The following is a 22764-nucleotide window of genomic DNA, read 5'->3' on the forward strand; positions in this document are numbered from 1 at the left end:
AGGCATGCGCTTAGTCGATTGCGCGGTTTGCGGCAAGGACTGTAAGGGGCGGGCCATGACTCTGCCCAAACCTGCTTCCGTCGCCGCTGTTGTTGTCGCCGCTGGCCAGGGTCTGCGCGCCGGCGGAACGGTGCCCAAGCAGTTCGCGATCTGGCGCGGCAAGCCGCTGGTCCGCCATTCCGTGGAGGCGCTGGCGAAGGCCGGCGTTGCACCGATCGTGGTCGTGATCCCCGCGAATTGGGGAGAGACTGCGGTCGAAGTGCTGACCGGTGTGCCCGGCGTGCGGTTTGTCCATGGTGCGGCGAGCCGGCAAGGGTCGGTGCGCGCCGGACTTGAGGCACTGGCGGATGACGCCCCCGCCACGGTGCTGATCCACGATGCCGCGCGCCCTGACTTGCCCGAAGCGGTCATCGCCGCGCTGGTCGCGGCGCTTGTCAGCCAGCCCGGCGCCATTCCGGTGCTGCCGGTAGTCGACAGCGTCGTGCGCGGCACTAACGGCCTGCGCGGCGCGTTTGTCGACCGCGACGGGCTCTATCGCGTCCAGACGCCGCAAGCCTTCCGCTTCGATGCCATCCTTGCCGCCCATCGCGCCTGGGGTGGCGCCGCCGATGCGGGCGATGATGCCGCTGTGGCTGAAACGGCCGGGCTCGCCGTTGCGCTTGTTCCCGGCGACGAGCGGCTCAAGAAGGTAACCTTTGCCGAAGATCTGAAGGATGACAGCATGACACCTGCCGCCGTGCGCACCGGCATGGGCTACGACGTCCACCGCCTCGTCGAAGGTGAGGAACTCTGGCTCTGCGGACTGAAAATCGAGCATACAAAGGGGCTTGCGGGCCATAGTGATGCCGACGTCGCAATTCATGCCTTGGTCGATGCGCTGCTCGGCGCAGTCGCGGCGGGCGACATCGGCGATCATTTCCCGCCTTCCGATGCCAAGTGGCGCGGGGCTTCGTCCGACCGCTTTCTTGCCCATGCCGCAACGCTGGTCGCCGAGGCTGGCTATACGATCAGCAACATCGACGTCACGATCATCTGCGAGGCTCCGAAAATCGGTCCGCACAAGTCGGCGATGCGGGCGAGGCTGGCGGCGATTCTCGCGATTGACATCGCTGCCGTGAGCGTCAAGGCGACAACCACCGAGCGGCTCGGCTTCACCGGTCGCGGCGAGGGAATTGCGGCGCAGGCGGTGGCCACCGTCATCGCCAAGGCTTGAAGGAGCGCGGGGCATGCCGCTGGTTCGCAAGATCGTGTGTGGCGCCGCACTTGCGTCGTTGGGGATGGCTGAAGTTGCTGCCGCGCAGGATCCGGTGTGCCTGAGCGAGCGGGAAGTCACGAGCCTCGTGACCTATGCGCTGCCGGTCGTGATGGAAGGGGCGATCAGGACCTGCGGCCCGCAGCTGTCGCCGCAGGGGTATCTTGCGGTGCAGGGCCCCTCGCTGGTGCAGCGCTATGCCGCCCGCAAGAGTGCAGCCTGGCCGGAAGCCAAGGCCGCACTGATCAAGCTGGGCGGCAATGACGACAAGATGAAGGACATTGTCGCCAACCTCTCGGACGAGGCGCTGCAGCCTTTTGCGGAAGGCATCGTCTCGGCGATGGTGATGAAGGGGATCAAGCCCGGCCAGTGCAAGGCCATCGAACGCGGTGCGCGCCTTCTCTCGCCGCTGCCGCCGGAAAACACGGCGGAACTCGTCACCTTCATCCTCGTGCTGGCGGACAAGCCCAAAGTGCGCGGCGCGGTAGGCGCCACCAAGAAGTCCAACCTTCCCATCTGCCCGGCAGCCTGAACCCATGGACACGCTGCTCCCCCCAGAACTCACCGCCCTTGCCGCGCGGGTGATTGCCGAGAACAAGGCAGCGGGCCGCATGGTCGCAATGGCCGAAAGTTGCACCGGCGGTCTCGTCGCGGCGGCGCTGACCGAGATCGCGGGTTCGTCCGCTGTTGTCGACCGCGGTTTCGTTACCTATTCGAACGAGGCCAAGAACGAGATGCTCGGCGTCTCGACCGACCTCATCGATACCTTTGGCGCGGTTTCCGTGGCGGTGGCGTGGTCGATGGCGCAGGGCGCGCTCAAGCATTCGCGCGCGCAGGTTGCGGTCGCGATCACCGGAATTGCCGGGCCCGATGGGGGCAGCGAACAGAAGCCGGTGGGCACGGTCGTTTTCGCCAAGGCGGAGCGCGGTGAAGACCCCGAGGCGGTGAATGCCGAACTGAAAGTGTTCGAAACGGCGAAGACCCGCGCCGAAGTGCGGCTTCAGGCGGCGCTCGTCGCGCTCGAGCTCTTGCTGCCGTAGAGCTTTTCCGCGCGCGTCTCGAACGCGGCGACCATCTTGCGGAAGGCGCGGTCGAGGTACTGGCCGGCGAGCTTTTCGAAAAGCGCGCTGCGGAAGGTGAAATCGACATTGAAGTCGATCACGCATCCCCCGTCCTCTGCCACGTTGAAATGCCATGTGTTGGACAGCCGCTTGAGCGGACCGTCAAGATACTCGACCGCGATGCGGTGCGGGCGGTCCTTGTGGACGCGCGAGGTGAACTTCTCGCGCAGCGCCGAGAAGCCGACCATCATGTCGGCCACCATCTCGGTCTCGCTGTCGGACTTGATCCGCGTCGCCACGACCCAAGGCAGGAATTCCGGGTAGCGCTTCACGTCGGCGACGAGGTCGTACATCTCCTCGGCCGACCACTGCAGATGGCGCTGCTGGTTGATGACCGGCACTGGGCGTCAGACCCTCGCGGCCGCCTTGGCGAGCTGGGCTTCGCGGGCGGCACGCATTTCGGCGAAGTCCTCGCCCGCGTGGTAGCTGGAGCGCGTGAGCGGGCTGGAAGCGACCTGCAGGAAGCCCTTGGCGCGGGCGATCGCGCCATAAGCCGCGAAAGCCTGCGGGGTCACGAAGTCGACCACCGGCGCGTGCTTCGGCGTCGGCTGGAGGTATTGGCCCATCGTCAGGAAATCGATCCCGGCCGAGCGCATGTCGTCCATCACCTGGTGGACTTCGAGCCGCGCCTCGCCGAGCCCGAGCATGACGCCGGACTTGGTGAACACGCGGGGATCGTGGTGCTTCACTTCTTCCAGCAGCCGCAGCGAGGCGTAGTAACGCGCGCCGGGGCGGATCGTCGGGTAGAGCCGGGGCACGGTTTCGAGGTTGTGGTTGTAGACGTCCGGCCCGGCGGCCATGATCGCCTGGACCGCAGCGCGCATCTTGCCGCGGAAATCGGGGGTGAGGATTTCGATCGTGGTGTTCGGCGTGGCCGCGCGCAAGGCCTGAATGACCTTCACGAACTGCCCTGCCCCGCCATCGGGCAGGTCATCGCGGTCGACCGAGGTGATCACGATGTGCTCGAGTCCCAACTTGGCGGCGGCCTCGGCCACATGCGCAGGCTCGAGCGGGTCGACCTTGCGCGGCATGCCGGTCTTGACGTTGCAGAACGCACAGGCGCGGGTGCAGACATCGCCAAGGATCATCACCGTGGCGTGCTTCTTGGTCCAGCATTCGCCGATGTTCGGGCAGGCCGCTTCCTCGCACACGGTGTTGAGGCCGAGGCTGCGCATGAGCCCGCGCGTTTCCTCGTAACCCTTGCTGGTCGGCGCCTTGACCCGGATCCAATCGGGCTTGCGGATGCGCGCCGGACGCTCCGGCGCGGCAATCGGGGACTGATCGTTCATGACGGTTCAGATAGGCGCATGAAGCATGACTTGAAAGATGCATTCGTAGGCGGCAACAGGTCGGGCATGGCCAGACCTTTCTCCCCCGAGCTCGACCACCTCATCGATGGCTACCGCCGCTTCCGCACGAACGGCTGGACCCCGCGGCTGGAACGCTGGCACCAGTTGCGCGAAGGGCAGGAACCGCCGGTCATGGTGATCGCCTGTTCGGACAGCCGCGTCGATCCGGCACAGATCTTTGATACCGATCCGGGCGAGATGTTCGTGGTGCGCAACGTGGCCGCGCTGGTGCCGCCGTTCGAGACCTCGCCGGGCTACCACGGTGTCTCCGCCGCGCTCGAATTCGCGGTGCAGGTGCTCAAGGTGCGCAAGATCGTCGTGCTCGGCCACGGCATGTGCGGCGGTTGCCGCGCCGCGCTGACGCAGGAACTCGAAGGGACCGAACCCGGCGAAGGCGGCTTCATCAACGACTGGATCGGTCTGCTCGGCCCGGCGCGAGACGGCGTTGTCCACACCCACGGTGCCAGCGGCCGGAATGCCGAGCGGGCGATGGAGCAGGCCGGCGTCAAGGTCAGTCTCGCCAACTTGCGTACCTTCCCCTGCGTGCGGCGCAAGGAAGCTGCCGGAGAGCTGCGCCTGCGCGGCGCGTTCTTCGCGATCTCGGATGGCATCTTGCACGTTCTTGATGAAGACTCGGGCGAGTTTCTCGAAGTGCAGTGAGGCCACGATGCCATTCGGATGCAGAAAGGGCGGCCTTTTGCGAGGCCGCCCTTTCCGTTTTGCCTCAAGGCTTCAGCCGATCAGGGCTTTGCCTTCTGATCCGCGAGAACCGACCACAGCTTGGCAAGCGGCGCGCGGACACCGCCGACCTTGGCGAAGCTCGCCTTGGCCGCGTCGAACTTGCCCTGATCTAACTGTGCGATGCCGAGACGGGTCTCGGCGCGGTCCATGTCGAATGCGCCGCCCTTGGTGAGCGCGAGCTGATAAAGCTCCTCGGCCTTGGCCGGGTTGTCGTACGAAAGGTAGGCATCCGCCGTCGCGACCGCGAGCTTGCCGTCGGCTGCCGCGCGGGCGTCCTTTTCGAGACCGACCAGCGAGGCCTTGTCCGCTGCGATGCGGCCCTTGGCCTGCGACAGCGAGTCGCTGACGAACACGTCGCTTTGCTCGAGCACGCCCTTCGAAAGGCCGAGCTCGATGATCTTCACCGTCTCACCCGGCAGACGGCGCGGGTCGGCAGCCTGTACGTATTCGATGAATTCGCGGGTGACGTACTGCTTGTCGTTGTCAAGCGCGCCGCTGCGCAGGAACAGACGGCCGAGATCGAGAGACTCTTCCTTGCCGAAGCCGCCGAACTCACGCGCGAGCTGGCCGGCGCCCAGCCAGTTGAGCGACGTGGGCTGCGCAGCCACTTCAAGCGTCGACCATTCGATGGCCTGCGGGCCGAGCTTCGCCTTGTAGGCGATGATCTTGGCGCGGGTGTACCAGTTGTCCGGAACGGTGCCGTTGGCCGCCTTGCGCGCATCGTAGGCCGTCTTGAGCGCAGCGATGCCTTCAGCTGGCTTGCCGAGCTGCGTGTAGGAATCGGCAAGCATTTCCGCCGCGGCATCTTCCGAGACGTTGGCCTGCACCGCCTTGATCAGCGGATCGAGCGCACCCTGATAGTCCTTCGCCGAATAGGCGAAATTGCCCAGATAGAAATTGAAAGTCGGGATCTTTTCCGGCTCGAGCAGGCCGCTGTCGATCATGTTCTTGATGCCGCGCGAGCGCATCGCGTTGTCTTCCAGGAAGCCGCCGAGCTGGACCGCGAACTGACCGGCGGCAAGCTTGTCCTGGCCGGTCTTGGCCGCAGCCTCGGCCTTGGCGACCGCATCGGCTGCGCCGCCGAGCGTTGCCTTGATCTGCGCGTCGGGCGTGCCCTTGGCCTTGGCGGCCTGCGCGTCCTGCACCAGCTTCTGGACAGGGCCGGCAACCGCGATGAATTCCTTGGAATAGGTGCCGCCCTTGGGCGCTTCCTTTTCCTTTGCAATGGCGGGCGCAGCGCCCAGCAGCGCGCCACCTGCAGCAAGACCCGTCGAAAGCGCGACGGCCAGCGCAGCCCGTGCGGCCACAAATTTCATTGCATTACCCCGCATCACTTCATCTCCTCCTGGCCACACCGCATCGGACCGCATCGGTCCCCTGCTTTGTCCTGCCATGGGCCATATCCCAAAACACCGGCAGAACGGACTTGTTTCACACTTCCACCGCGCGGAACCTCTGGCGCGAAATCGGCGCCTTGGCAACGCCTTGCTGCTATGGAACCCACCGGTTGAACGCCGATTGAATACCAATTCGTCTCATTGTTCAGGAAAGCCGCCTATCCGCGCTTACATATGTGGATAAGGCGGCTGCGCGGAGGCCATTTTCTGGCGTTTGGCGGGGCTTTGGCCTAGTGCGGACACATTCCCGTAACGAAGCGAAAAACCAACCGACGTGAGCGATGATACTGGCCTGATCGACCCGCCTGCTCCGCTGCCGGACCACGAGTTCCAGCGGATCGACATCGTCGATGAAATGAAGACGAGCTACCTCGATTACGCGATGAGCGTGATCGTGAGCCGCGCGCTGCCCGACGTGCGCGACGGCCTGAAGCCCGTCCACCGCCGCATCCTGTGGACCAGCCACGAGAACGGCTTCACCTCGACCAAGGCCTATCGCAAGTCCGCGCGCATCGTCGGCGATTGCATGGGCAAGTACCACCCGCACGGAGACAGCGCGATCTACGACGCGCTCGCGCGCATGACGCAGGACTGGTCGATGCGCCTGCCGCTGATCGACGGCCAGGGCAACTTCGGCTCGATGGACCCCGATCCCCCGGCCTCGATGCGCTACACCGAAGCGCGTCTCGCCAAAGTGGCCGACAGCCTGCTCGCGGACATCGACAAGGACACGGTCGAGTTCCAGCCCAACTACGACGGTTCGGAGAACGAGCCGCAGGTCTTGCCGGCACGGTTCCCCAATCTGCTGGTGAACGGCGCGGGCGGCATCGCGGTCGGCATGGCGACCAACATCCCGCCGCACAACCTCGGCGAAGTGATCGACGGCTGCCTTGCCTATATGGTGAACCCCGCGATCACCACGGACGAGCTGATCCAGATCATCCCCGGGCCCGACTTTCCAACTGCGCCGCTGATCCTCGGCGCCAGCGGCGCGCGCAAGGCCTATACCGAAGGCCGCGGCTCGATCGTCATGCGCGCGCGGCACGAGATCGAGGATACCAAGGGCGGGCGCGGCGATGGCCGCAAGTCGATCGTGCTCACCTCGATCCCCTATCAGGTCGGCAAGAACAGCCTCGTCGAGAAGATCGCCGAAGCGGCCAAGGACAAGCGGATCGAAGGCATCTCGGACATCCGCGACGAATCGAACCGTGAAGGCGTGCGCGTGGTCATCGACCTCAAGCGCGATGCGACGCCCGAAGTCGTGCTCAATCAGATCTGGCGCAACACGCCCGCGCAGTCGAACTTCCCCGCCAACATGCTGGCGATCCGCGGCGGGCGGCCAGAAATCCTGGGCCTGCGCGATATCATCGAGGCCTTCGTCCAGTTCCGCGAGGAGGTCATCTCCCGCCGCACCAAGTTCGAGCTGAACAAGGCGCGCGACCGGGCGCATATCCTGCTTGGCCTTGTCGTTGCGGTCTCGAATCTCGATGAGGTGGTGCGGATCATCCGCGCTTCGGCCAACCCTGCCCTCGCCCGCGAAACACTGCTGGCGCGCGAATGGCCGATCGGCGAGATCGCGCCCTATATCCGCCTCGTCGAAGCCATCGAGGACGAAGCGCTGGAAGGCGAAGGCGGCAGCTACCGCCTGAGCGAGACGCAGGTCCGCGCGATCCTCGATCTTCGCCTCCATCGCCTCACCGCGCTGGGCCGCGATGAGATCGGAGGTGAACTTGAGGTTCTGGCGAAAGCCATCGCCGAATACCTCGCGATCCTCGCCGACCGCGAGAAGCTCTATGCGGTGATGCGCGAGGAACTCGTCGCGGTGCGCGATGCCTATGCGACGCCGCGCCGCTCGGAAATCGCGGCGGCGGCCGATGGCATCGAAGACGAGGACCTGATCGAGCGCGAGGACATGGTCGTCACGATCACCCTCGACGGCTATATCAAGCGCACCCCGCTCTCCACCTTCCGCGCGCAGAACCGGGGCGGCAAGGGCCGCAGCGGCATGGCGACCAAGGAAGAGGATGCGGTGGCGACGATGTTCGTCACCAGCACCCACACGCCGGTGCTGTTCTTCTCGACCGCAGGCAAGGTCTATCGCCTCAAGGTCTGGCGCCTTCCCGAAGGGGGGCCGACCACGCGCGGGCGGCCGATGATCAACCTGCTCCCGGCACTGGACGCGGGCGAAACCATCGCCACCGTGCTCCCGCTGCCCGAAGACGAGGCGGAATGGGGCAAGCTTTCGGTCGTGTTCGCCACGGCCAAGGGCAACGTGCGCCGCAACGCGATGGACGCCTTCGCCAATATCCCGACCAACGGCAAGTTCGCGATGAAGTTCGAGGAAGGCGACGACGACCGGCTGATCGGTGTCGCGCTGCTCGAACCCAGCGACGACGTGCTGCTCGCGACCCGCAGCGGCAAGGCGATCCGCTTTGCCGGCGACGAAGTGCGCGAATTCACGAGCCGCACCTCGACCGGCGTGCGCGGCATGACGCTGAAGGGCGACGACGAGGTCATCTCGCTTTCGATCCTCCACCGCGTCGGCACCAGCGCCGAGGAGCGCGAGGAATACGTCCGCTTCGCGCCGTGGAAGGGCGAGAAGGAGGGCGAACCTTCAATCAGCACCGAGCGTATGGCCGAACTGCAGGCGCGCGAGCAATTCATCCTCACCGTCTGCGCCAATGGCTATGGCAAGCTTTCTTCGGCCTATGAGTATCGCCGCACCGGTCGCGGCGGGCAGGGCATTACCAATATCGACAACATCGGACGCAATGGGCCGGTGGTGGCGAGCTTCCCGGCGACACAGGCCGACCAGCTCATGCTGGTGACCGATCAGGCCAAGCTGATCCGACTGCCCCTGGAATCGCTGCGGGTCATCGGGCGCGGCAGCGCAGGCGTGCGCCTGTTCAACGTCTCGAGCGACGAGCACGTGGTGAGCGCGGTGCGTCTGGCCGAGGAGGAAGGCGAGCCGGAAGGGGAAGCTGAAGCGTGAGCGAGCTTGAGGTGCTTGCCTACAAGGTGCTGACCGCCGAGCAGATGAACGTGCTGCTCACGGACGGCGTGTTCCTAGGCGCGCCGATCGATCTGGCGGACGGCTACATTCACCTTTCTACCGCAGAACAGGTTACCGAAACCGTAAACAAGCACTTCGCCGGGCAGACCGGACTGCATGTCGCTGCGGTCGACCTGACAGCGTTGGGCACTGCGGTGAAATGGGAGCCATCGCGCGGGGGGCAGCTGTTTCCGCATATCTACGCGCCCCTGCCGCTTTCCGCGGTGACGGCGCATAGGCCGCTGGCGCGCGATGCGGATGGGGCGGTCGTCCTGCCCTGATGCCTAGGGCGCGGTGAACGCGCCTTTTCGCCGCAGCGCGCCGATCACGCCGACAGTGATCAGGAACTGGCCGAAATAGTAGAGTGGCCAGACCAGCAGGTGCGGCACCGCGCTTTCCGCCATTGGCCCCATGCGCGCGAAGATCAACAGGTCGGACACCGCAAACATCGTCGCGCCCAGCGCCACGCGGCTGCGCGGGCAGTCGCTGGCATAGGCCGCCGCTGTCATGCCGCCGAGGCCCAGAGCGTACAGAGCAACCTCCGGGCGACGGGTCAGCGCGAAGCTCACGATGGGGATGGCCAGCAGCAGACCGGCGGTTGCAAGGTGCTCCGCCGGGTTCATCACGCGGCGATGGTGCTTTAGGTAAAGCGCAATGGCGACGAGGTGCCCGAGCAGGAACGCCAGGGCGCCGAAGGTAAAGTCCACTTCAAGAATCATGTCGCCGAGCGAGCCAAGGGCCATGACAACCGCGATGCGGTGTGCGTCGGCCACCGGGTGGTGGCGCCAGGCGTAAACAGCGAGCAGGCCGACTCCCGCGCCCTTCCATAAGATCAGGTAGAGGCCCGGGATCGCGCTGCCCGCGACAAACCAGTAGCTGATGCCTGCGATCAGGCTGGCGAGCAGCCATGGGCGTTGTTCGATCAAGGCGCGCTGCGGCATGCTCTTCCGTTCCCTTCCTGCCACTCCCCTAGGACTTGCCGCGCGGGTGACGCAATGCCAATGCGGCGCTCGTGACTTATCAGGTACACATCATCGGCGGCGGCATGGCCGGGAGCGAGGCCGCGTGGCAACTCGCGCGGCGCGGCATCCGTGTGCGGCTTTCGGAAATGCGGGGCGGCGGCGACAGCACGGCGGCACATAATGGCACGGGGCTGGCGGAACTCGTCTGCTCCAACTCGTTCCGTTCCGACGATGACGAGAAGAACGCCGTTGGCCTCCTCCACTACGAGATGCGCCAGTGTGGCAGCCTGCTGATGGCGGCGGCGGAGAAGGCGCGTGTTCCGGCAGGGTCCGCGCTCGCGGTGGACCGCGAGGTGTTTTCGGCCGAAGTCGAGGCCATGCTTGCCGCGCAGCCGACGCTGGAAATCGTGCGCGAGCGGGTGGACACGCTGCCGTCGGAAGGCCTGACCATTGTCGCGACGGGGCCACTGACCGCCCCTTCCCTCGCCTCCAGCATCGGCGCGGCGACCGGCGCGGAGAGCCTCGCGTTCTTCGATGCCATCGCCCCCATCGTCTACCGCGACAGCATCGACATGGACATCGCCTGGATGGCCTCGCGCTGGGACAAGGGCGCGGAGGCCTCGCTGGCCATGGGCGGCGACGGGCGCGACTACATCAATTGCCCGATGACGCGCGCGCAGTACGAAGCCTTTCGCGAGGAACTGCTCGCCGGAGACAAGACCGAATTCAAGGAGTGGGAAGCGAACACGCCCTACTTCGACGGCTGCATGCCGATCGAGGTCATGGCCGCGCGCGGGGCAGAGACTTTGCGCTTTGGGCCGATGAAGCCGGTGGGCCTCGACAATCCGCACTGGGCAACGCCGGAACATCCGAACGGGCGCTGGCCCTATGCCGTGGTACAGCTGCGGCAGGACAACAAGCTCGGCACTCTGTGGAACATGGTCGGCTTCCAGACCAAGCTGAAGCATGCCGAACAAGTCCGCGTGTTCCGCACGATCCCGGGATTGGAACAGGCCGAGTTTGCGCGGCTTGGAGGCCTGCACCGCAACACGTTCCTCAATTCACCGACCTTGCTCGACCGCCAGCTGTGCTTGAAGTCTGCGCCGCATATCCGCTTTGCCGGGCAGATCACCGGCTGCGAAGGCTATGTCGAAAGCGGCGCGGTGGGTCTGCTGGCGGGGTTGATGACGGCGGCTCAGGTGGCGGGCCGGGGTTGGTCAGCGCCGCCACGCACATCCGCGCTCGGCGCGCTTCTCGCTCACATCACCGGCGATGCCGAAGCGGAAACCTATCAGCCGATGAACGTCAACTTCGGCCTGTTTCCGCCGCCCGATCCTTCGACGAAGAAGAAGCAGCGCAAGGAAGCTTATACCGCACGCGCCAAGGCCGATCTGGCGGAGTGGCTGCCCGAGGTGGTTTAGGAGGGTTCACGCAGAGTCGCGGAGGAAGCAGAGAAGCGCAGAGAAGGAAAGAGGCAAGCGCTGCAGACCTTCTGTAATCCGATTCCACCCCGCAACAAATCGATGACAGGAAGCGGCTTCGCCGCGAACGCAACCACTCCGCGCCTTCTTGCTTTCTCCGCGTCTCTGCGTGAACCCAATCAGCACTTGCAGGTCGGCTTCTTCGCCTTCTTCTGCTTGGTCGTCGCAAATTCCTCGCGCGTCAGGCTGCCATCGCCGTTCTTGTCCGCAGCCTTGAAGCGGTTGTCGGTGGCGACGGACCACTCGTCGAAAGTCAGCAGGTTGTTGCCGTCGACATCGAGCTTACGGAAGTCCTTGACGCGCGGACTGAGCATTTCGGTTCGGGTGATCTTCCCATCGCGATTCTTGTCGAGCCGGTCGAAGCGCTTCTGCTCGCGCGTCTGTTCGCTGGCTTCGGGCAGGCCCGGACCGACCGCATCGCCTGCCTCGGACTCCGGGAGCGCTTCCTCGGCAGGGGCCGCAGATGCAAGCGCAAGTTGGCTCGGCGCAGCAGGCGGGGTGACCGCAGCACGTCCCTGCCACCAGAACAGGCCCGACGCCACGAGCAACAAGGCGCCCAGCGCGCCAACGAGCATTCGGTTCATGCCGAGCCTCCCAGGTAATACTCCTAGGTTAGGCTGCAATGCGCGGGCGCGGCAGGGGCAAGTCCTGCCGATTTGGCGGGAGTTCTAGCGGCCAAGCAGGCCTAGGCGCAGGATCGCAAGGAAATCGCGCCATGGCCCGCCCGGACGACCCACCGCTTCGCGCAGCGCCATGCCGCGCAGGATCACGAGCGGGCGCATCGCACCGGGAAGGATCGGCGTGCGGCGCTTGGGCGGCTCGATACCCAGCCACTCGGCAGCGGCCTGCCGAAGGTCATCGTCGATCTTAACGCCGCTCAACCGGGCCAAGGCGCAAACGGCTTCGACCCGCGCGCGGCCCAGTTCGGCTCCGCCATCTTCACCGACAATGCGCGCTTCCCAGCCATCGACAAAGCCGCGCAGTGCCCCGCGCTCGGCATCCCACGCTGTCAGCTTGGCCAGCAGCGGTTCGCCTTGCGGCCATGCGGAGGCAGGCTGGTCGAACCGGTCTCGCCACCAGGCAAGGCGCAGCTGGATCATCAGCGGATCGCGCCCTTCCTTCGCGGCATCGGCAAGCCGCCTGTCGAGCAGGAGGAACCCCTCCCACAAAGCCTGAAAGGCCCGCGGCGCGTAGAGCACCGCGAGCCTTTCGGGTGGGCTCAGCTCGAGATCCGGTGAACTCAGCGGTAGCAAACCTTCTTGACCGCCGCGATCACCCGCGGGGTATCGACCAGCGCAAGCTTCTCGAGGTTGGCGGCATAAGGCAGCGGCACGTCTTCGTTGCAGACGCGCAGGACCGGGGCGTCGAGATAATCGAAGCCTTCCTCCATCGCGATGGCAATGATTTCCGAGGCGACCGAACAGACCGGAAAGCCTTCCTCGACCACGACCATGCGGTTGGTGCGCGAAAGGCTTTCGAGCACCGCCGCCTTGTCGAGCGGGCGGATCGTGCGCAAGTCGATGACTTCAGCTTCGATGCCTTCCGCCGCGAGCTTCTCCGCGGCTTCGAGCGCGAGGCCGACGCCGATCGAATAGCTGACGATGGTCACATCGCGGCCAGCGCGCATGGTGCGGGCCTTGCCGATCGGCACGGTGTAGTCATCGAGCGCCGGAACGTCGAACGTGCGGCCATAGACCAGCTCGTTCTCAAGGAAGACGACCGGGTCTTCGCTGCGGATCGCGGACTTGAGCAGGCCCTTGGCGTCCGCCGAATCGTACGGCGCGATCACCACGAGACCGGGGACCGAGGCGTACCACGGCGCATAGTTCTGGCTGTGCTGCGCGCCGACGCGGCTTGCGGCGCCGTTCGGGCCTCGGAACACGATCGGGCAGCGCATCTGGCCGCCGGACATGTAGTTGGTCTTGGCTGCCGAGTTGATGATGTGGTCGATCGCCTGCATGGCGAAGTTGAACGTCATGAACTCGATGACCGGACGCAGGCCGCCCATCGCGGCGCCAGTGCCGATGCCGGCGAAGCCATATTCGGTGATCGGGGTATCGATCACGCGGCGCGGCCCGAATTCCTCGAGCAGGCCCTGCGTGACCTTGTAGGCGCCCTGATATTCGGCGACTTCCTCGCCCATCACGAAGACGCGCTCGTCCGCGCGCATCTCCTCTGCCATTGCATCGCGCAAGGCTTCGCGAACCGTGGTGGCGACCATCGCGGTGCCGGCAGGAACCGCAGCGACGGGCGCGACAACCGGGGCCGGAGGCGGCGGCGGAGCAGCCACGACAACGGGTGCGGGTGCCGGGGCGGCGACCGGAGCGGGAGCCGGTGCCGCTGCGGGGGTAGCCGGTTCATCATCGCCGCTGATCGTGGCGATCACGGTGCCGACTTTCACCCCTTCGGTACCTTCCGGAACCTTGAGCTCACCGATCACGCCTTCGTCGACCGCCTCGAATTCCATCGTGGCCTTGTCGGTCTCGATCTCGGCGATGATGTCGCCGGATTTCACGGTATCGCCGGGCTTCACCAGCCACTTGGCAAGCGTGCCTTCCTCCATCGTCGGGGAAAGCGCGGGCATCTTCAGATCGATCGCCATGTCAGTAGGTCCCCACCAGCACGTCGGTATAGAGTTCGGCCGGGGCCGGCTCAGGCGAGCTTTCGGCAAAATCGGCGGCTTCGGCGACGACCTGGCGGATGCGCTTGTCGATCTCCTTGATGCGGTCCTCGCTCACGCCGCGCAGCAGGAGGTCGCGCTTGGCGCCTTCGATCGGATCATGATGGTCGCGCATTTCCTGCACTTCCTCGCGGCTGCGGTATTTTGCCGGGTCCGACATCGAGTGGCCGCGATAGCGATAGGTGTTGAGCTCCATCAGCACGGGGCCATTGCCCGCGCGGACATAGTTCAGCGCAACCTCGGCGGCGGCGCGCACTTCAAGCACATCCATGCCGTTGACGTCCATGCCGGGGATGCGGAAGCCCGTGCCGCGGCGGTGGAAGTGGGTTTCAGCGGAGCCGCGCTTGACCGCGGTGCCCATCGCATAGCCGTTGTTCTCGACCACGAAGACGATGGGGAGCTGCCACAGGGCGGCCATGTTGAAGGTTTCATAGACCTGGCCCTGGTTGGCCGCACCGTCACCGAAATAGGCCATGCACACGCCGCCGTCGCCGCGATACTTGTGCGCGAAGGCAAGCCCCGCACCCAGCGGCACCTGCGCGCCGACGATGCCGTGGCCGCCGTAGAACTTGTGGTCGGTCGAGAACATGTGCATCGAGCCGCCCTTGCCGCGGCTGATGCCCGCGCCGCGCCCGGTCAGTTCGGCCATGATCACCTTGGGATCGATGCCGTAGGCCAGCATGTGGCCGTGGTCGCGGTAGCCGGTGATGACGCTGTCGTGGCCTTCCTTGAGCGCCGACTGCAGGCCGACGGCAACGGCTTCCTGCCCGATATAGAGGTGGCAGAAGCCGCCGATCAGGCCGAGGCCATAGAGCTGGCCAGCCTTCTCCTCGAATCGCCTTATCAGCACCATCTGCTCGTAGAAGTGCAGCAGTTCCTCGTCGCTGGCGTCGAAGCGCTTGTTGTTCGCGTGGGCCTGCTGGAGGCTGCGTAGCGCGAAGGTCGCTTCATCCTCTTGTGCAGTTGCAGGAGCGGCGGCGGGCGCAGCTTTGGGCTTCGTCGCCTTGGTTGCGCGCGGCTTGGCAGGTTGGGCCAATGCGGTGTTCCTTGTCTGGCAGCCTGGGGAGGGCAGATGTCGTAGCGGCACACCGGTTCAACGGCGCGCTGCAAGCGCCGCTATAGGACCAAGTGCCTGAAATCCGCAACGCCCAAGGCTTGCGCCTTGCGGCTTGCGTATACCTATTCGACAGAAAATGCCGCACGGTTACGTGCGCACCAAAGCGCTGCAACAAAGTGCAAAATCACGGTGATGAAGGAAAATGGCGCACCCGGAACGATTCGAACGTCCGACCCTCAGATTCGTAGTCTGATGCTCTATCCAGCTGAGCTACGGGTGCGTTGGAGTGGCGCCTTTAGAAGCGCCTTCCGGGCTTGGCAACCCCCTATCCGGTCCTAATCAAGCTTTTTTAGATGACACTGCAATGCGGCTGCGAGCGGGACATCGAGCGGCGGCATCTGAAGTGCAGAGAGTGACGGCGCATTCACCCATTGCAGTTCCGCTCCCGGCTCAGGGACCGGATCGCCCTGCCAGCGCCGGCAGGTATAGAGCAGAAGGACAAGTGGCCTCCCCCCCTCGCTTGCAGGATTTGCAGCAAAGGTCAGCGGCACCATATCCACCGCATCGACGCTGATCGCCAGTTCCTCGGCAATCTCGCGAACGAGTGCGGCGGCAGGCCCCTCGCCCGGTTCGACCTTGCCGCCGGGAAACTCCCACAGTCCACCGTGCGCGCGGGAATGCGGACGGCGCTGCATCAGCACGCGATCCGCGCTGTCGACCAAGGCCAGCGCCACGACGGTCAGCAATGTCGGCGGCGCTTCCATGCCGGTAGTTTCCATTTATACTTTGTTAGCCCTGCCTATCCTAGAATGTACCTAGATGCGGACAGGGGAACTCCGATTGATGTGGGACTTTGTCCGAAAGCCACTGATGGATGACACCGGCGCTACCGCCATCGAGTATGGCTTGCTCATCGGCGTCATTGCAATGACGATGTTTTTCGGGATGAGCGCGTTCGTGAACTCGCTGTTCACGATGTACAACACGATCGATGCAAACTTCACCAAGGCGAAGAAGTAAGCTGGCTTCATCACATGCGGGCACCGGCGCGGATTCGCCTTTCCGCCCCGCAATTGCCTACGCACGGCCGGTACTTAAACCAAAGGTGAGGGCTGTTTACGATTCGTCAGGGAATGCCGGATATTTTGACACTCGCAATTTCGTACGACCGGGGGGTTGTGTGGAGCGAAAGAGCACGACGGCGGCGACAGCTGCCAGGTGGAGGACCATTCGCATGACGACTATCAAGACACTTCTTCGCGATGAAGAAGGCGCCACGGCCATCGAGTATGGCCTGATTGCTGCCCTGATCGCGGTTGCCGCCATCACCGCCATGGGCGCGCTCGGCAACTCGCTTTCGAACACGTTCACCCAGGTTTCGACCAAGATGAACAACGCCTCCGACGGCAAGGGTCCGTTCTAAGCCCGACCCGACGGCAAGCAAGACGCAGAATGGGGGCGTGGTATTCCACGCCCCCTATTCGTGCGCGATGGCATAGCGATAGTTCTTTTGGATTAATCAGTCCTCTCTATTGCAGTCGCTCTTTTTAGATATTTCATTAGAGAACAGGTGACTGTGTCTCGCTTTTCTGGTTTCCCAAAGCCCTTGGTCGGCAATTTATATTCCGATCGATCCGGTTCTGCATTTACAGAATGATAAGTGTTCTACCGTAGACCACAGATATCGGATGGTTATGCTGCCAAAGCAGGTCACCGGTTCGGATCACGCGACAGGCGTCACCCGAAAACTGTTTGAAGGGACCTACACAATGAAGCAGATTCGCCTGATCCTCGCTGATGAAACCGGCGCCACCGCTATCGAATACGGCCTGATTGCCGCGCTCATCGCCGTTGCTGCGATCACCGCCATGGGCGCGCTCGGCAACTCGCTTTCCAACACGTTCAACCTGGTTTCGACCCAGATGAACAACTCGTCGGACGGCAAGCTCTAAGCTTCCAGGCCAGAAACAGGAAAGGGCAGACTTGCAGGCGCAAGTCTGCCCTTTTTCGTGTTCGGCGAAGTGATTTGTATCAATACACGATCAGTTTGACCCGCGAACCTGGCACCAGCGCCGCCTTGGCATCGAGGGCATTGAGCACAAGGAAGCGGTCCAGCGGCCGATCATCGTAGGCCATGCGGCGGGCGAGCGACTGAACGGTGTCGCCCTTCTTTACAGTCAGCACCATCAGCCGCCGCGCGCGTACGGCCCCGGCCTCGCCGATCGTGATCCGCCGCATCGAGGAAAACATCGGGTCGAATGCATTCGCCTGCCCGGCCGCGCTGATCGTGGTGAAGTGGAAAGCCTGTCCCGGCCCCCAGGCATAGGCAAACACGACGACATCGCGCACGCCATCACTGGTGTTGACCCGGGTCATGCCGTAGGCCGCCGGAATGCCATTGACCGTGGTCGTGCGCACATCATCCGGCGCGATGCGCTGCTGATCCGACAAACCGGCGAAGACTGACCTGACATAGGCATCGAGGTTGCCCGAAAAAGGCGCAGTCGACATCTCGCCCTTGCCCGATTGCCCGCTGATCGAAACCGAGCGCGTGCCATTGACGAGGTAGAAGCCCTGCGGCGCCTGAAAGCTCATGCGGAAGCCCGGGTGGATGAACTTGCGCCCGTCGACCACACCCTGCTTGGGATCATCGCCGTAGGTCAGGCCATCAACGCTGCTCAGGAATACATCGCGGTTGGTCATCCCGCGCGCATTGGATCCAGCCAAAGCAAGCGCCGCGGTTACACGAGAGGCAGGATCGGGGTGAGTGCTGGCCCATTCCGGTACCTTGTCTGTGCTGCCGGTCAGCTGGGCATCGAGCGCGGTCTGCTGGGCAAGGCTGCGCAGCACTGTCCCCATCGCGCGCGGATCATAACCGGCACGCTTGAGATAAGTCACGCCAAGCGAATCCGCTTCTGTCTCCTGCCCGCGCGAGTACTTGAGCGTCAGCAGCTGGCTGCCGGTCGAGAAAATCTTCTGGCCCAGTTGGCCCAGCGCCGAATTGCCCAGCACCGCGCCTGCCAGCACCGAACCCAGCACGCCGATGATCGTGTTGCGCGTCGCCGCGCTTTGCCGCTTCTGCGAATGGCGGGCGGCGACGTGACCGACTTCGTGGCCGAGCACACCCGCCAGCTCCGCCTCGTTGTTCATCAGCGCGGTCAGTTGGCGCGTCACGTAGACATAACCGCCCGGAATCGCGAAGGCGTTGTTCACAGGGGAATTGAGCAGCGTGACGGTGAAGTCGCTGCGCGCATTGCCGAGGCCGGACTGGAACGCGATGGTCTTGCCGACCCCTTCGACATACTTCGCTTGCGGGCCGGTGACAGCGCCGCCGAACTCGGCCAGCAGCTGCGGGTGCGCCTTGGCTCCTTCCGCCTTGTCCGCAGCGCTGATCGTGCTGACCGCCCCCTGCGCATCGACACGCGAAGTCGGCACGGCAGGGCCTGCCAGAACGAGGCTTCCGGCACCGGCGGCAAGCAGAATGGCGCGGAACGAGCGGTTGTTCATGGTTTCTCCCCAGTGCCCGCAGCGCCGCATCACGCGCCGCAGTAACGCGACGCTAACCTAGCCTTGCAGGGAGCGGCAAGGCCAGAGGCATTTCGAGCGGGAAGCAGGCTCTGGCGGTCAGCCGCCGATGCGAAGGAACCGTTCGGCGCGCAAGGCGCGCAGCGTATCGGCGGGTTTGCCGGCGAGTGCTGTCAGCTCAGCGGAAATCGCGCTGCCCAGCGCCACAGCGGCAGCCGTGGGATCGCGATGCGCGCCGCCGACCGGCTCAGGCACGATGCGGTCGATCACGCCGAGCCCGAGGAGGTCCTGCGCCGTCATCCGCATGGCCTCGGCCGCTTCGGGAGCCTTTTCGGCCGTGCGCCAGAGGATCGAGGCGCAACCTTCGGGCGAGATCACCGAGTATACCGCGTGCTCGAACATCAGCACGCGCTCGGCGCTCGCCAGCGCCACCGCGCCGCCCGAGCCGCCTTCACCGACGATCGCGGCGACCATCGGCACGCCAAGTGCAAGGCAGGCCTCGGTGCTGCGGGCAATCGCTTCGGCCTGGCCGCGTTCTTCCGCCTCGACGCCCGGGAACGCGCCCGAGGTATCGACCAGCGTGACGACCGGCAGGCCATACCGGCTGGCAAGCTCCATCAGGCGCACCGCCTTGCGGTAGCCTTCGGGTTTGCCCATGCCGAAGTTGTGGCGGATGCGGCTCTGTGTGTCGTGGCCCTTTTCGTGGCCGATCAGCATGACTGCGCGGCCTTCGAGCGTGGCAAAGCCGCCGACAATCGCGTGATCCTCGCCGAACTTGCGATCACCGCCGAGCGGCATGAAGTCGGTGAAGGCCTTGCTCACATAGTCACGGAAATGCGGGCGCGAAGGATGGCGCGCGACTTGCGTCTTCTGCCACGGCGTCAGCGAACGATAGGTGCTGGCAAGCAGTTCGGCGGACTTGGCCTCGAGCCGGCGGATCTCGGACGTGATGTCGAGCGCGCCCGTCTGCGCGGTTTCGCGCAGCTCAGCGATGCGCGCCTCGAGCGCGGCGATCGGCTTTTCGAATTCGAGATAGGAAATCATCCGCGCCGCGCTAGGACTGGCAGGCCGCCGGGTCAACCTCTGGCGCCGGGTTTTGCGCCACTTGGCCAAGGGGATGGCGGCTGTTCACCAGCGCCACGAGCCGCGCGGCGTCGACATGGGTGTAGATCTGGGTCGTTGCGATATCGGCATGGCCGAGCAGGGTCTGCAGTACACGCAGGTCCGCCCCGCCCTCCAGAAGGTGGGTGGCAAAGGCATGGCGCAGCACGTGCGGGCTGACCTTTTCCGGATCGAGCCCGGCCCTGAGCGCCAGACCGCGCAGCAGCTGGAACAGGCGTACGCGGGTCAAATGGCCGCCGCGCGGACTGGGAAACACCCAGCGCCCACCCTTGGGTCGCAGCGCCAGCCAAGCCGACAGCGCCGCACTGGCCCGCGCGCTGACCGGCACCATGCGTTGCTGCCCGCCCTTTCCCGTGATCATCAGGAACGGCGCATCGCGCGGGACCGCGGCCAGCGGGAGCGAAACGAGTTCGGTTGCGCGCAATCCGGAACCGTAGAGCAATTCGAGCAGCGCCAGCATGCGCGCGCCCTCCCCCGATGCGGCTTCGCGCTCGGCAAGCGCAAACAGCGCACCGATCTCGCCGTGCCCCAGCAAGCGCGGCAGGGGACGCCGGGTGCGCGGTCGTGGCAGCGCGGCAGAAGGGTCGTCGTCGCGCAGGCCTTCGTCGGCAAGGAAGCCGTAGAACTGCCGCAGCGCAGAGGACTTGCGGGCGAGGCTGGAGGGAGCCAGATCGCGCCATGCTTCGGCAAGACCGGCCAGCGCATCGCTGTCCGCCCCCACGAGATCGCCGATTTCCTCGCGCGCCGCGTGCAGGTCGCGGCCATAGGCAGCGATGGTATTGGCGGCGGCACCGCGCTCGGCGGCGAGCATGGCGAGAAAGGCGGCGATCGGATCGCTCACCCGATCAGACCCGCGCCACGGCCTCCGCCGCGATCATCCGCGCCTCGCCCTCAAGCCCGGCCCGGCGCAGCGCGGCGACGATGTGGTAGAGATGCAGCGGCGTCATCTTGTCCCAGCCCGTCCCCTGCATGCCGAACCCGGCGAGCAAGGCCACCAGCATCGGGTTCTGCGAGGCGGCGGCGGAATCGATGGCGCGGGTCCACCGGGTCTGACGAGCGAAATCGACTTTCAGATCACCGGCAACCCGGCGCGCCGTTGCCGGATCGACCCGGCCAAGCCCCATCAGCCCCGCCAACAGGAAGCGCGAGCGCAGACCGCCGGTGCTGGTATCATCCGATTGGAAGGTAGCCAGCGTATCGGCACTGATCGCGGCAGACTTCGCGGGTGCAGACAGGGCGAGCAGGCCCCAGGCCTCGCTGCCGACGGGAACCATACTGGCCCAGCGAACCGCATTGCGATCAAGCCCTGCAGTCAGCATCGAGGCGATCAGACCCTTGGCATCGCCCGAAAGGTCCGCACTCGGGGTGATCCGGGCCGAGGCGTAGGCGGTCAGCACGAGGCGCGAATAGGCGCGGTCCGGATCGCTCGCATCGCCCCACAGACTGCGGATCGCGGAGAGACGGTCGGCCACATCGGCGGCGAGATAGGCGCTGCGCAGCGTATCGGCGAGCGGGCCCCAGGTCTTGTCGGGCTCGTCCAGCGCGTGGATCTCGCTGTAGAGATCGACCATCGCAGCGGCCGAGAGAATTCCGCGTTCGGCGGCGATATCGGCGGCCTCGGCGCGGGCAGCGAGGGGGAGCATCGGCGCGCGCACCGCGAGGACGGCATAGGCCGCGCCAGCTTTTCTGCGCAGCGCCTCGGGCGGCTCGAGCCCGGTGGCGAGGGCGAGCCCCGTACGCCACGGTGTCAGGCTGTCTACGCCCGCCCACTCGATCTTCACCGCGCGGTGGCCCTGACTGGCTGCTCCCGCGAACTTCTGGGCCAGCAGGATATCGATCTTGGCCGCGGTGCCCTTGCGCATCGCATTGTCGAGCACCGCGAGCGCTGGCGCGCCCTCCCCGCCGGTGAAAGCGGTGCAGATCGCGCGGGTCAGTGTCCAATCCCAGCCCGGCCTTCCCGCCGCCGTCAAAGCGGTGATCGGGCACAGGCCCACCGGATCGGCGGTGGCGAGGAAGCTGCCCATCGCGGCGTCTTCCAGCGTCCTGCTGTAGAACCCGCTGTCGACTTCCTGCACCAGCGCGCGCGCGGCATCGGCCTCGCCCATGCGCAGCAACACGTTCGCCCGGAGCGCCGCCCATTCTGCCCCGTTCATCCCGACGGGGGTATCAAGCCGGCTCGCCAGCGCGCGGCGGAGCAGGATGTGCCCCCAGCGCGAGACGAAATCGCCGCGCATGGCGGTCAACAGCCCGGCAACGAAGGGGCCGTTGAGATAGTGGCTCGAAACCGCCGGGAAACCGCCGTCCGCCTGATCGAAGAAGCCGACGCGCGACAGGCTGCGCTGGGCCTGCGGAGGAATATCGGCCTTGGGCTTGGCGCTGGCGATAAGCTGGTCGATCAGCGCCGGATCGATATCCGCAAGGCTGTTTCCTGCGACGGGAACCGCCGGTGCGGGCGCGCCCGGCATAGGCTGCACCTGCGGAACCGCAACGACCTGCGGGGTGGGCGAGGACGACGGGCGCTGCACGGTAATCGTGGCGGGCGCCGATGGCTTGGCCGAGGGCGCCGCGCTGCTCGCGGCCGGACGCGGCGCGGTCTGCGGCTTGCGCGACGGAGCGGCCGGTTTGTCGTCAAACCCCGGCGGCAGCAGCGATTCCTGCGCCGTGACAGCGATGGCGGAGAGCGCACCGATCGCCGCGCAAGTCAGCACCGCAAGGCGAACGCCGCGAATTGTCATGCGGGAGCCTTTGCACTCGGCGCCGCGACGGGCGTCTCGATCCAGCGCGTCGGCTGCGTATCCCCCATGATCCATGCCAAAGCCAATATCGCCACCACCACCAAGAGGACGCAGACTGCCAGAACTCGTGCCTTCACCAATACGCTCCCGCGGCCGTTTGCTCCGCGCGCAAAAGCGGGAGGGCGACGGCTCTTGCACTGGGCACTAGCGCAACTATAGGCGGCGCGGCAATGGACCACGACGAACCCGCCTCTCCGAATGCCGCAATCCAGCGGCTGGCGGCCCGCATC

At 65.4% G+C, this 22764-nt stretch carries 24 protein-coding genes and 1 tRNA gene; 10 read left to right on the plus strand and 15 right to left on the minus strand.

What is annotated here, in order from left to right; all coding sequences use genetic code 11:
- Positions 1-55: 55 nt before the first annotated feature.
- The 3 genes from IP83_RS12265 (at position 56) to IP83_RS12275 (ending at position 2292) form a co-directional block, all read left to right on the plus strand.
- Complete coding sequence (locus tag IP83_RS12265; protein WP_054122512.1) at positions 56-1213, plus strand: bifunctional 2-C-methyl-D-erythritol 4-phosphate cytidylyltransferase/2-C-methyl-D-erythritol 2,4-cyclodiphosphate synthase; 1158 nt, start codon at positions 56-58, stop codon at positions 1211-1213.
- Between the two features lie 64 nt (positions 1214-1277).
- Positions 1278-1784 (plus strand): hypothetical protein, encoded by a 507-nt coding sequence (locus IP83_RS12270; RefSeq protein ID WP_156309697.1) that lies wholly within the window; start codon positions 1278-1280, stop codon positions 1782-1784.
- 4 nt (positions 1785-1788) lie between these two features.
- Positions 1789-2292 carry a CinA family protein gene (locus IP83_RS12275; protein WP_054122514.1) on the plus strand — a complete coding sequence of 168 codons (504 nt, stop codon included), beginning with the start codon at positions 1789-1791 and terminating at the stop codon, positions 2290-2292.
- On the opposite strand, the gene IP83_RS12280 is transcribed toward IP83_RS12275, so the two are convergent.
- Together IP83_RS12280 and lipA are read right to left on the minus strand one after the other, a co-directional pair.
- Positions 2253-2714 carry a type II toxin-antitoxin system RatA family toxin gene (locus tag IP83_RS12280; RefSeq protein WP_054122515.1) on the minus strand — a complete coding sequence of 154 codons (462 nt, stop codon included), beginning with the start codon at positions 2712-2714 and terminating at the stop codon, positions 2253-2255. The two genes, IP83_RS12275 and IP83_RS12280, sit on opposite strands and share 40 nt — an antisense overlap.
- Positions 2715-2720: 6 nt before the next feature.
- Positions 2721-3662, minus strand: coding sequence for a lipoyl synthase (gene lipA, locus IP83_RS12285; protein WP_054122516.1), 942 nt, complete (start codon positions 3660-3662; stop codon positions 2721-2723).
- A gap of 66 nt (positions 3663-3728) precedes the next feature.
- Between lipA and IP83_RS12290 the strand changes: the two genes are divergently transcribed.
- Entirely contained in the window at positions 3729-4382 is a 654-nt protein-coding gene (locus tag IP83_RS12290; RefSeq protein ID WP_054122517.1) for a carbonic anhydrase, read from the plus strand.
- Between the two features lie 80 nt (positions 4383-4462).
- On the opposite strand, the gene IP83_RS12295 is transcribed toward IP83_RS12290, so the two are convergent.
- Complete coding sequence (locus IP83_RS12295) at positions 4463-5779, minus strand: hypothetical protein (protein ID WP_231625027.1); 1317 nt, start codon at positions 5777-5779, stop codon at positions 4463-4465.
- A gap of 355 nt (positions 5780-6134) precedes the next feature.
- Here IP83_RS12295 and gyrA point away from each other — a divergent pair, with 355 nt between their 5' ends.
- Both gyrA and IP83_RS12305 read left to right on the plus strand, forming a co-directional pair.
- The gene (gene gyrA / locus IP83_RS12300) at positions 6135-8852 is read left to right on the plus strand and encodes a DNA gyrase subunit A (RefSeq protein WP_054122519.1); all 2718 of its coding nucleotides are present in this window, start codon (positions 6135-6137) and stop codon (positions 8850-8852) included.
- Positions 8849-9193: a DUF952 domain-containing protein gene (locus IP83_RS12305; RefSeq protein WP_054122520.1), complete on the plus strand. Its 345-nt coding sequence runs from the start codon at positions 8849-8851 to the stop codon at positions 9191-9193. Before gyrA ends, IP83_RS12305 begins: the two co-directional genes overlap by 4 nt.
- Before the next feature lie 3 nt (positions 9194-9196).
- Here the strand turns inward: IP83_RS12305 and IP83_RS12310 are convergent, their stop codons facing one another.
- A complete protein-coding gene (locus tag IP83_RS12310; RefSeq protein WP_054122521.1) occupies positions 9197-9853 on the minus strand; it encodes a lysoplasmalogenase in 657 nt (218 codons plus the stop codon).
- A gap of 71 nt (positions 9854-9924) precedes the next feature.
- Here IP83_RS12310 and trmFO point away from each other — a divergent pair, with 71 nt between their 5' ends.
- Positions 9925-11295 carry a methylenetetrahydrofolate--tRNA-(uracil(54)-C(5))-methyltransferase (FADH(2)-oxidizing) TrmFO gene (gene trmFO / locus IP83_RS12315; protein WP_054122522.1) on the plus strand — a complete coding sequence of 457 codons (1371 nt, stop codon included), beginning with the start codon at positions 9925-9927 and terminating at the stop codon, positions 11293-11295.
- Positions 11296-11474: 179 nt separating this feature from the next.
- Here trmFO and IP83_RS12320 read toward each other — a convergent pair whose 3' ends face one another.
- The 6 genes from IP83_RS12320 to IP83_RS12345 form a co-directional block, all read right to left on the minus strand.
- Positions 11475-11939 (minus strand): EF-hand domain-containing protein, encoded by a 465-nt coding sequence (locus IP83_RS12320; protein ID WP_054122523.1) that lies wholly within the window; start codon positions 11937-11939, stop codon positions 11475-11477.
- 84 nt (positions 11940-12023) lie between these two features.
- A complete protein-coding gene (locus tag IP83_RS12325; RefSeq protein ID WP_156309698.1) occupies positions 12024-12554 on the minus strand; it encodes a hypothetical protein in 531 nt (176 codons plus the stop codon).
- 41 nt (positions 12555-12595) lie between these two features.
- Positions 12596-13957: a pyruvate dehydrogenase complex E1 component subunit beta gene (locus IP83_RS12330; RefSeq protein ID WP_054122525.1), complete on the minus strand. Its 1362-nt coding sequence runs from the start codon at positions 13955-13957 to the stop codon at positions 12596-12598.
- 1 nt (position 13958) lies between these two features.
- Entirely contained in the window at positions 13959-15071 is a 1113-nt protein-coding gene (gene pdhA / locus IP83_RS12335; protein ID WP_054122526.1) for a pyruvate dehydrogenase (acetyl-transferring) E1 component subunit alpha, read from the minus strand.
- 224 nt (positions 15072-15295) lie between these two features.
- Positions 15296-15372: transfer RNA gene (locus IP83_RS12340), tRNA-Arg, on the minus strand.
- A 55-nt stretch (positions 15373-15427) separates the two neighbouring features.
- A complete protein-coding gene (locus tag IP83_RS12345; RefSeq protein ID WP_231625028.1) occupies positions 15428-15871 on the minus strand; it encodes a (deoxy)nucleoside triphosphate pyrophosphohydrolase in 444 nt (147 codons plus the stop codon).
- A 91-nt stretch (positions 15872-15962) separates the two neighbouring features.
- Here IP83_RS12345 and IP83_RS19610 point away from each other — a divergent pair, with 91 nt between their 5' ends.
- From IP83_RS19610 to IP83_RS12355, 3 genes are all read left to right on the plus strand, one after another.
- Positions 15963-16112, plus strand: a complete 150-nt coding sequence (locus IP83_RS19610) for a Flp family type IVb pilin (RefSeq protein WP_231625029.1) — start codon at positions 15963-15965, stop codon at positions 16110-16112.
- A 214-nt stretch (positions 16113-16326) separates the two neighbouring features.
- Positions 16327-16515, plus strand: coding sequence for a Flp family type IVb pilin (locus IP83_RS12350; protein WP_054122527.1), 189 nt, complete (start codon positions 16327-16329; stop codon positions 16513-16515).
- A 346-nt stretch (positions 16516-16861) separates the two neighbouring features.
- Positions 16862-17044 carry a Flp family type IVb pilin gene (locus tag IP83_RS12355; protein WP_054122534.1) on the plus strand — a complete coding sequence of 61 codons (183 nt, stop codon included), beginning with the start codon at positions 16862-16864 and terminating at the stop codon, positions 17042-17044.
- 79 nt (positions 17045-17123) lie between these two features.
- Here IP83_RS12355 and IP83_RS12360 read toward each other — a convergent pair whose 3' ends face one another.
- The 5 genes from IP83_RS12360 to IP83_RS20265 form a co-directional block, all read right to left on the minus strand.
- A complete protein-coding gene (locus IP83_RS12360) occupies positions 17124-18599 on the minus strand; it encodes a M48 family metalloprotease (protein WP_054122528.1) in 1476 nt (491 codons plus the stop codon).
- Between the two features lie 117 nt (positions 18600-18716).
- Positions 18717-19661 carry an acetyl-CoA carboxylase carboxyltransferase subunit alpha gene (locus IP83_RS12365; protein WP_054122529.1) on the minus strand — a complete coding sequence of 315 codons (945 nt, stop codon included), beginning with the start codon at positions 19659-19661 and terminating at the stop codon, positions 18717-18719.
- Positions 19662-19671: 10 nt separating this feature from the next.
- Positions 19672-20580: a tyrosine recombinase gene (locus IP83_RS12370; RefSeq protein ID WP_082364672.1), complete on the minus strand. Its 909-nt coding sequence runs from the start codon at positions 20578-20580 to the stop codon at positions 19672-19674.
- A gap of 4 nt (positions 20581-20584) precedes the next feature.
- A complete protein-coding gene (locus IP83_RS12375; RefSeq protein WP_054122530.1) occupies positions 20585-22474 on the minus strand; it encodes a hypothetical protein in 1890 nt (629 codons plus the stop codon).
- Positions 22471-22611, minus strand: a complete 141-nt coding sequence (locus tag IP83_RS20265; RefSeq protein WP_156309699.1) for a hypothetical protein — start codon at positions 22609-22611, stop codon at positions 22471-22473. Before IP83_RS20265 ends, IP83_RS12375 begins: the two co-directional genes overlap by 4 nt.
- Positions 22612-22764: the final 153 nt, after the last annotated feature.

It is taken from the genome of Novosphingobium sp. AAP93, assembly GCF_001296055.1.
Lineage (GTDB): Bacteria > Pseudomonadota > Alphaproteobacteria > Sphingomonadales > Sphingomonadaceae > Novosphingobium.

Coding starts and splice junctions, on each gene's coding strand:
- IP83_RS12265 (WP_054122512.1), top strand. CDS start 56: ATGACTCTGCCCAAACCTGCTTCCGTCGCCGCTGTTGTTGTCGCCGCT.
- IP83_RS12270 (WP_156309697.1), top strand. CDS start 1,278: ATGGCTGAAGTTGCTGCCGCGCAGGATCCGGTGTGCCTGAGCGAGCGG.
- IP83_RS12275 (WP_054122514.1), top strand. CDS start 1,789: ATGGACACGCTGCTCCCCCCAGAACTCACCGCCCTTGCCGCGCGGGTG.
- lipA (WP_054122516.1), bottom strand. CDS start 3,662: ATGAACGATCAGTCCCCGATTGCCGCGCCGGAGCGTCCGGCGCGCATC.
- IP83_RS12290 (WP_054122517.1), top strand. CDS start 3,729: ATGGCCAGACCTTTCTCCCCCGAGCTCGACCACCTCATCGATGGCTAC.
- IP83_RS12295 (WP_231625027.1), bottom strand. CDS start 5,779: ATGAAATTTGTGGCCGCACGGGCTGCGCTGGCCGTCGCGCTTTCGACG.
- IP83_RS12310 (WP_054122521.1), bottom strand. CDS start 9,853: ATGCCGCAGCGCGCCTTGATCGAACAACGCCCATGGCTGCTCGCCAGC.
- IP83_RS12320 (WP_054122523.1), bottom strand. CDS start 11,939: ATGAACCGAATGCTCGTTGGCGCGCTGGGCGCCTTGTTGCTCGTGGCG.
- IP83_RS12330 (WP_054122525.1), bottom strand. CDS start 13,957: ATGGCGATCGATCTGAAGATGCCCGCGCTTTCCCCGACGATGGAGGAA.
- IP83_RS12345 (WP_231625028.1), bottom strand. CDS start 15,871: ATGGAAACTACCGGCATGGAAGCGCCGCCGACATTGCTGACCGTCGTG.
- IP83_RS19610 (WP_231625029.1), top strand. CDS start 15,963: ATGGATGACACCGGCGCTACCGCCATCGAGTATGGCTTGCTCATCGGC.
- IP83_RS12350 (WP_054122527.1), top strand. CDS start 16,327: ATGACGACTATCAAGACACTTCTTCGCGATGAAGAAGGCGCCACGGCC.
- IP83_RS12355 (WP_054122534.1), top strand. CDS start 16,862: ATGAAGCAGATTCGCCTGATCCTCGCTGATGAAACCGGCGCCACCGCT.
- IP83_RS12360 (WP_054122528.1), bottom strand. CDS start 18,599: ATGAACAACCGCTCGTTCCGCGCCATTCTGCTTGCCGCCGGTGCCGGA.
- IP83_RS12365 (WP_054122529.1), bottom strand. CDS start 19,661: ATGATTTCCTATCTCGAATTCGAAAAGCCGATCGCCGCGCTCGAGGCG.
- IP83_RS12375 (WP_054122530.1), bottom strand. CDS start 22,474: ATGACAATTCGCGGCGTTCGCCTTGCGGTGCTGACTTGCGCGGCGATC.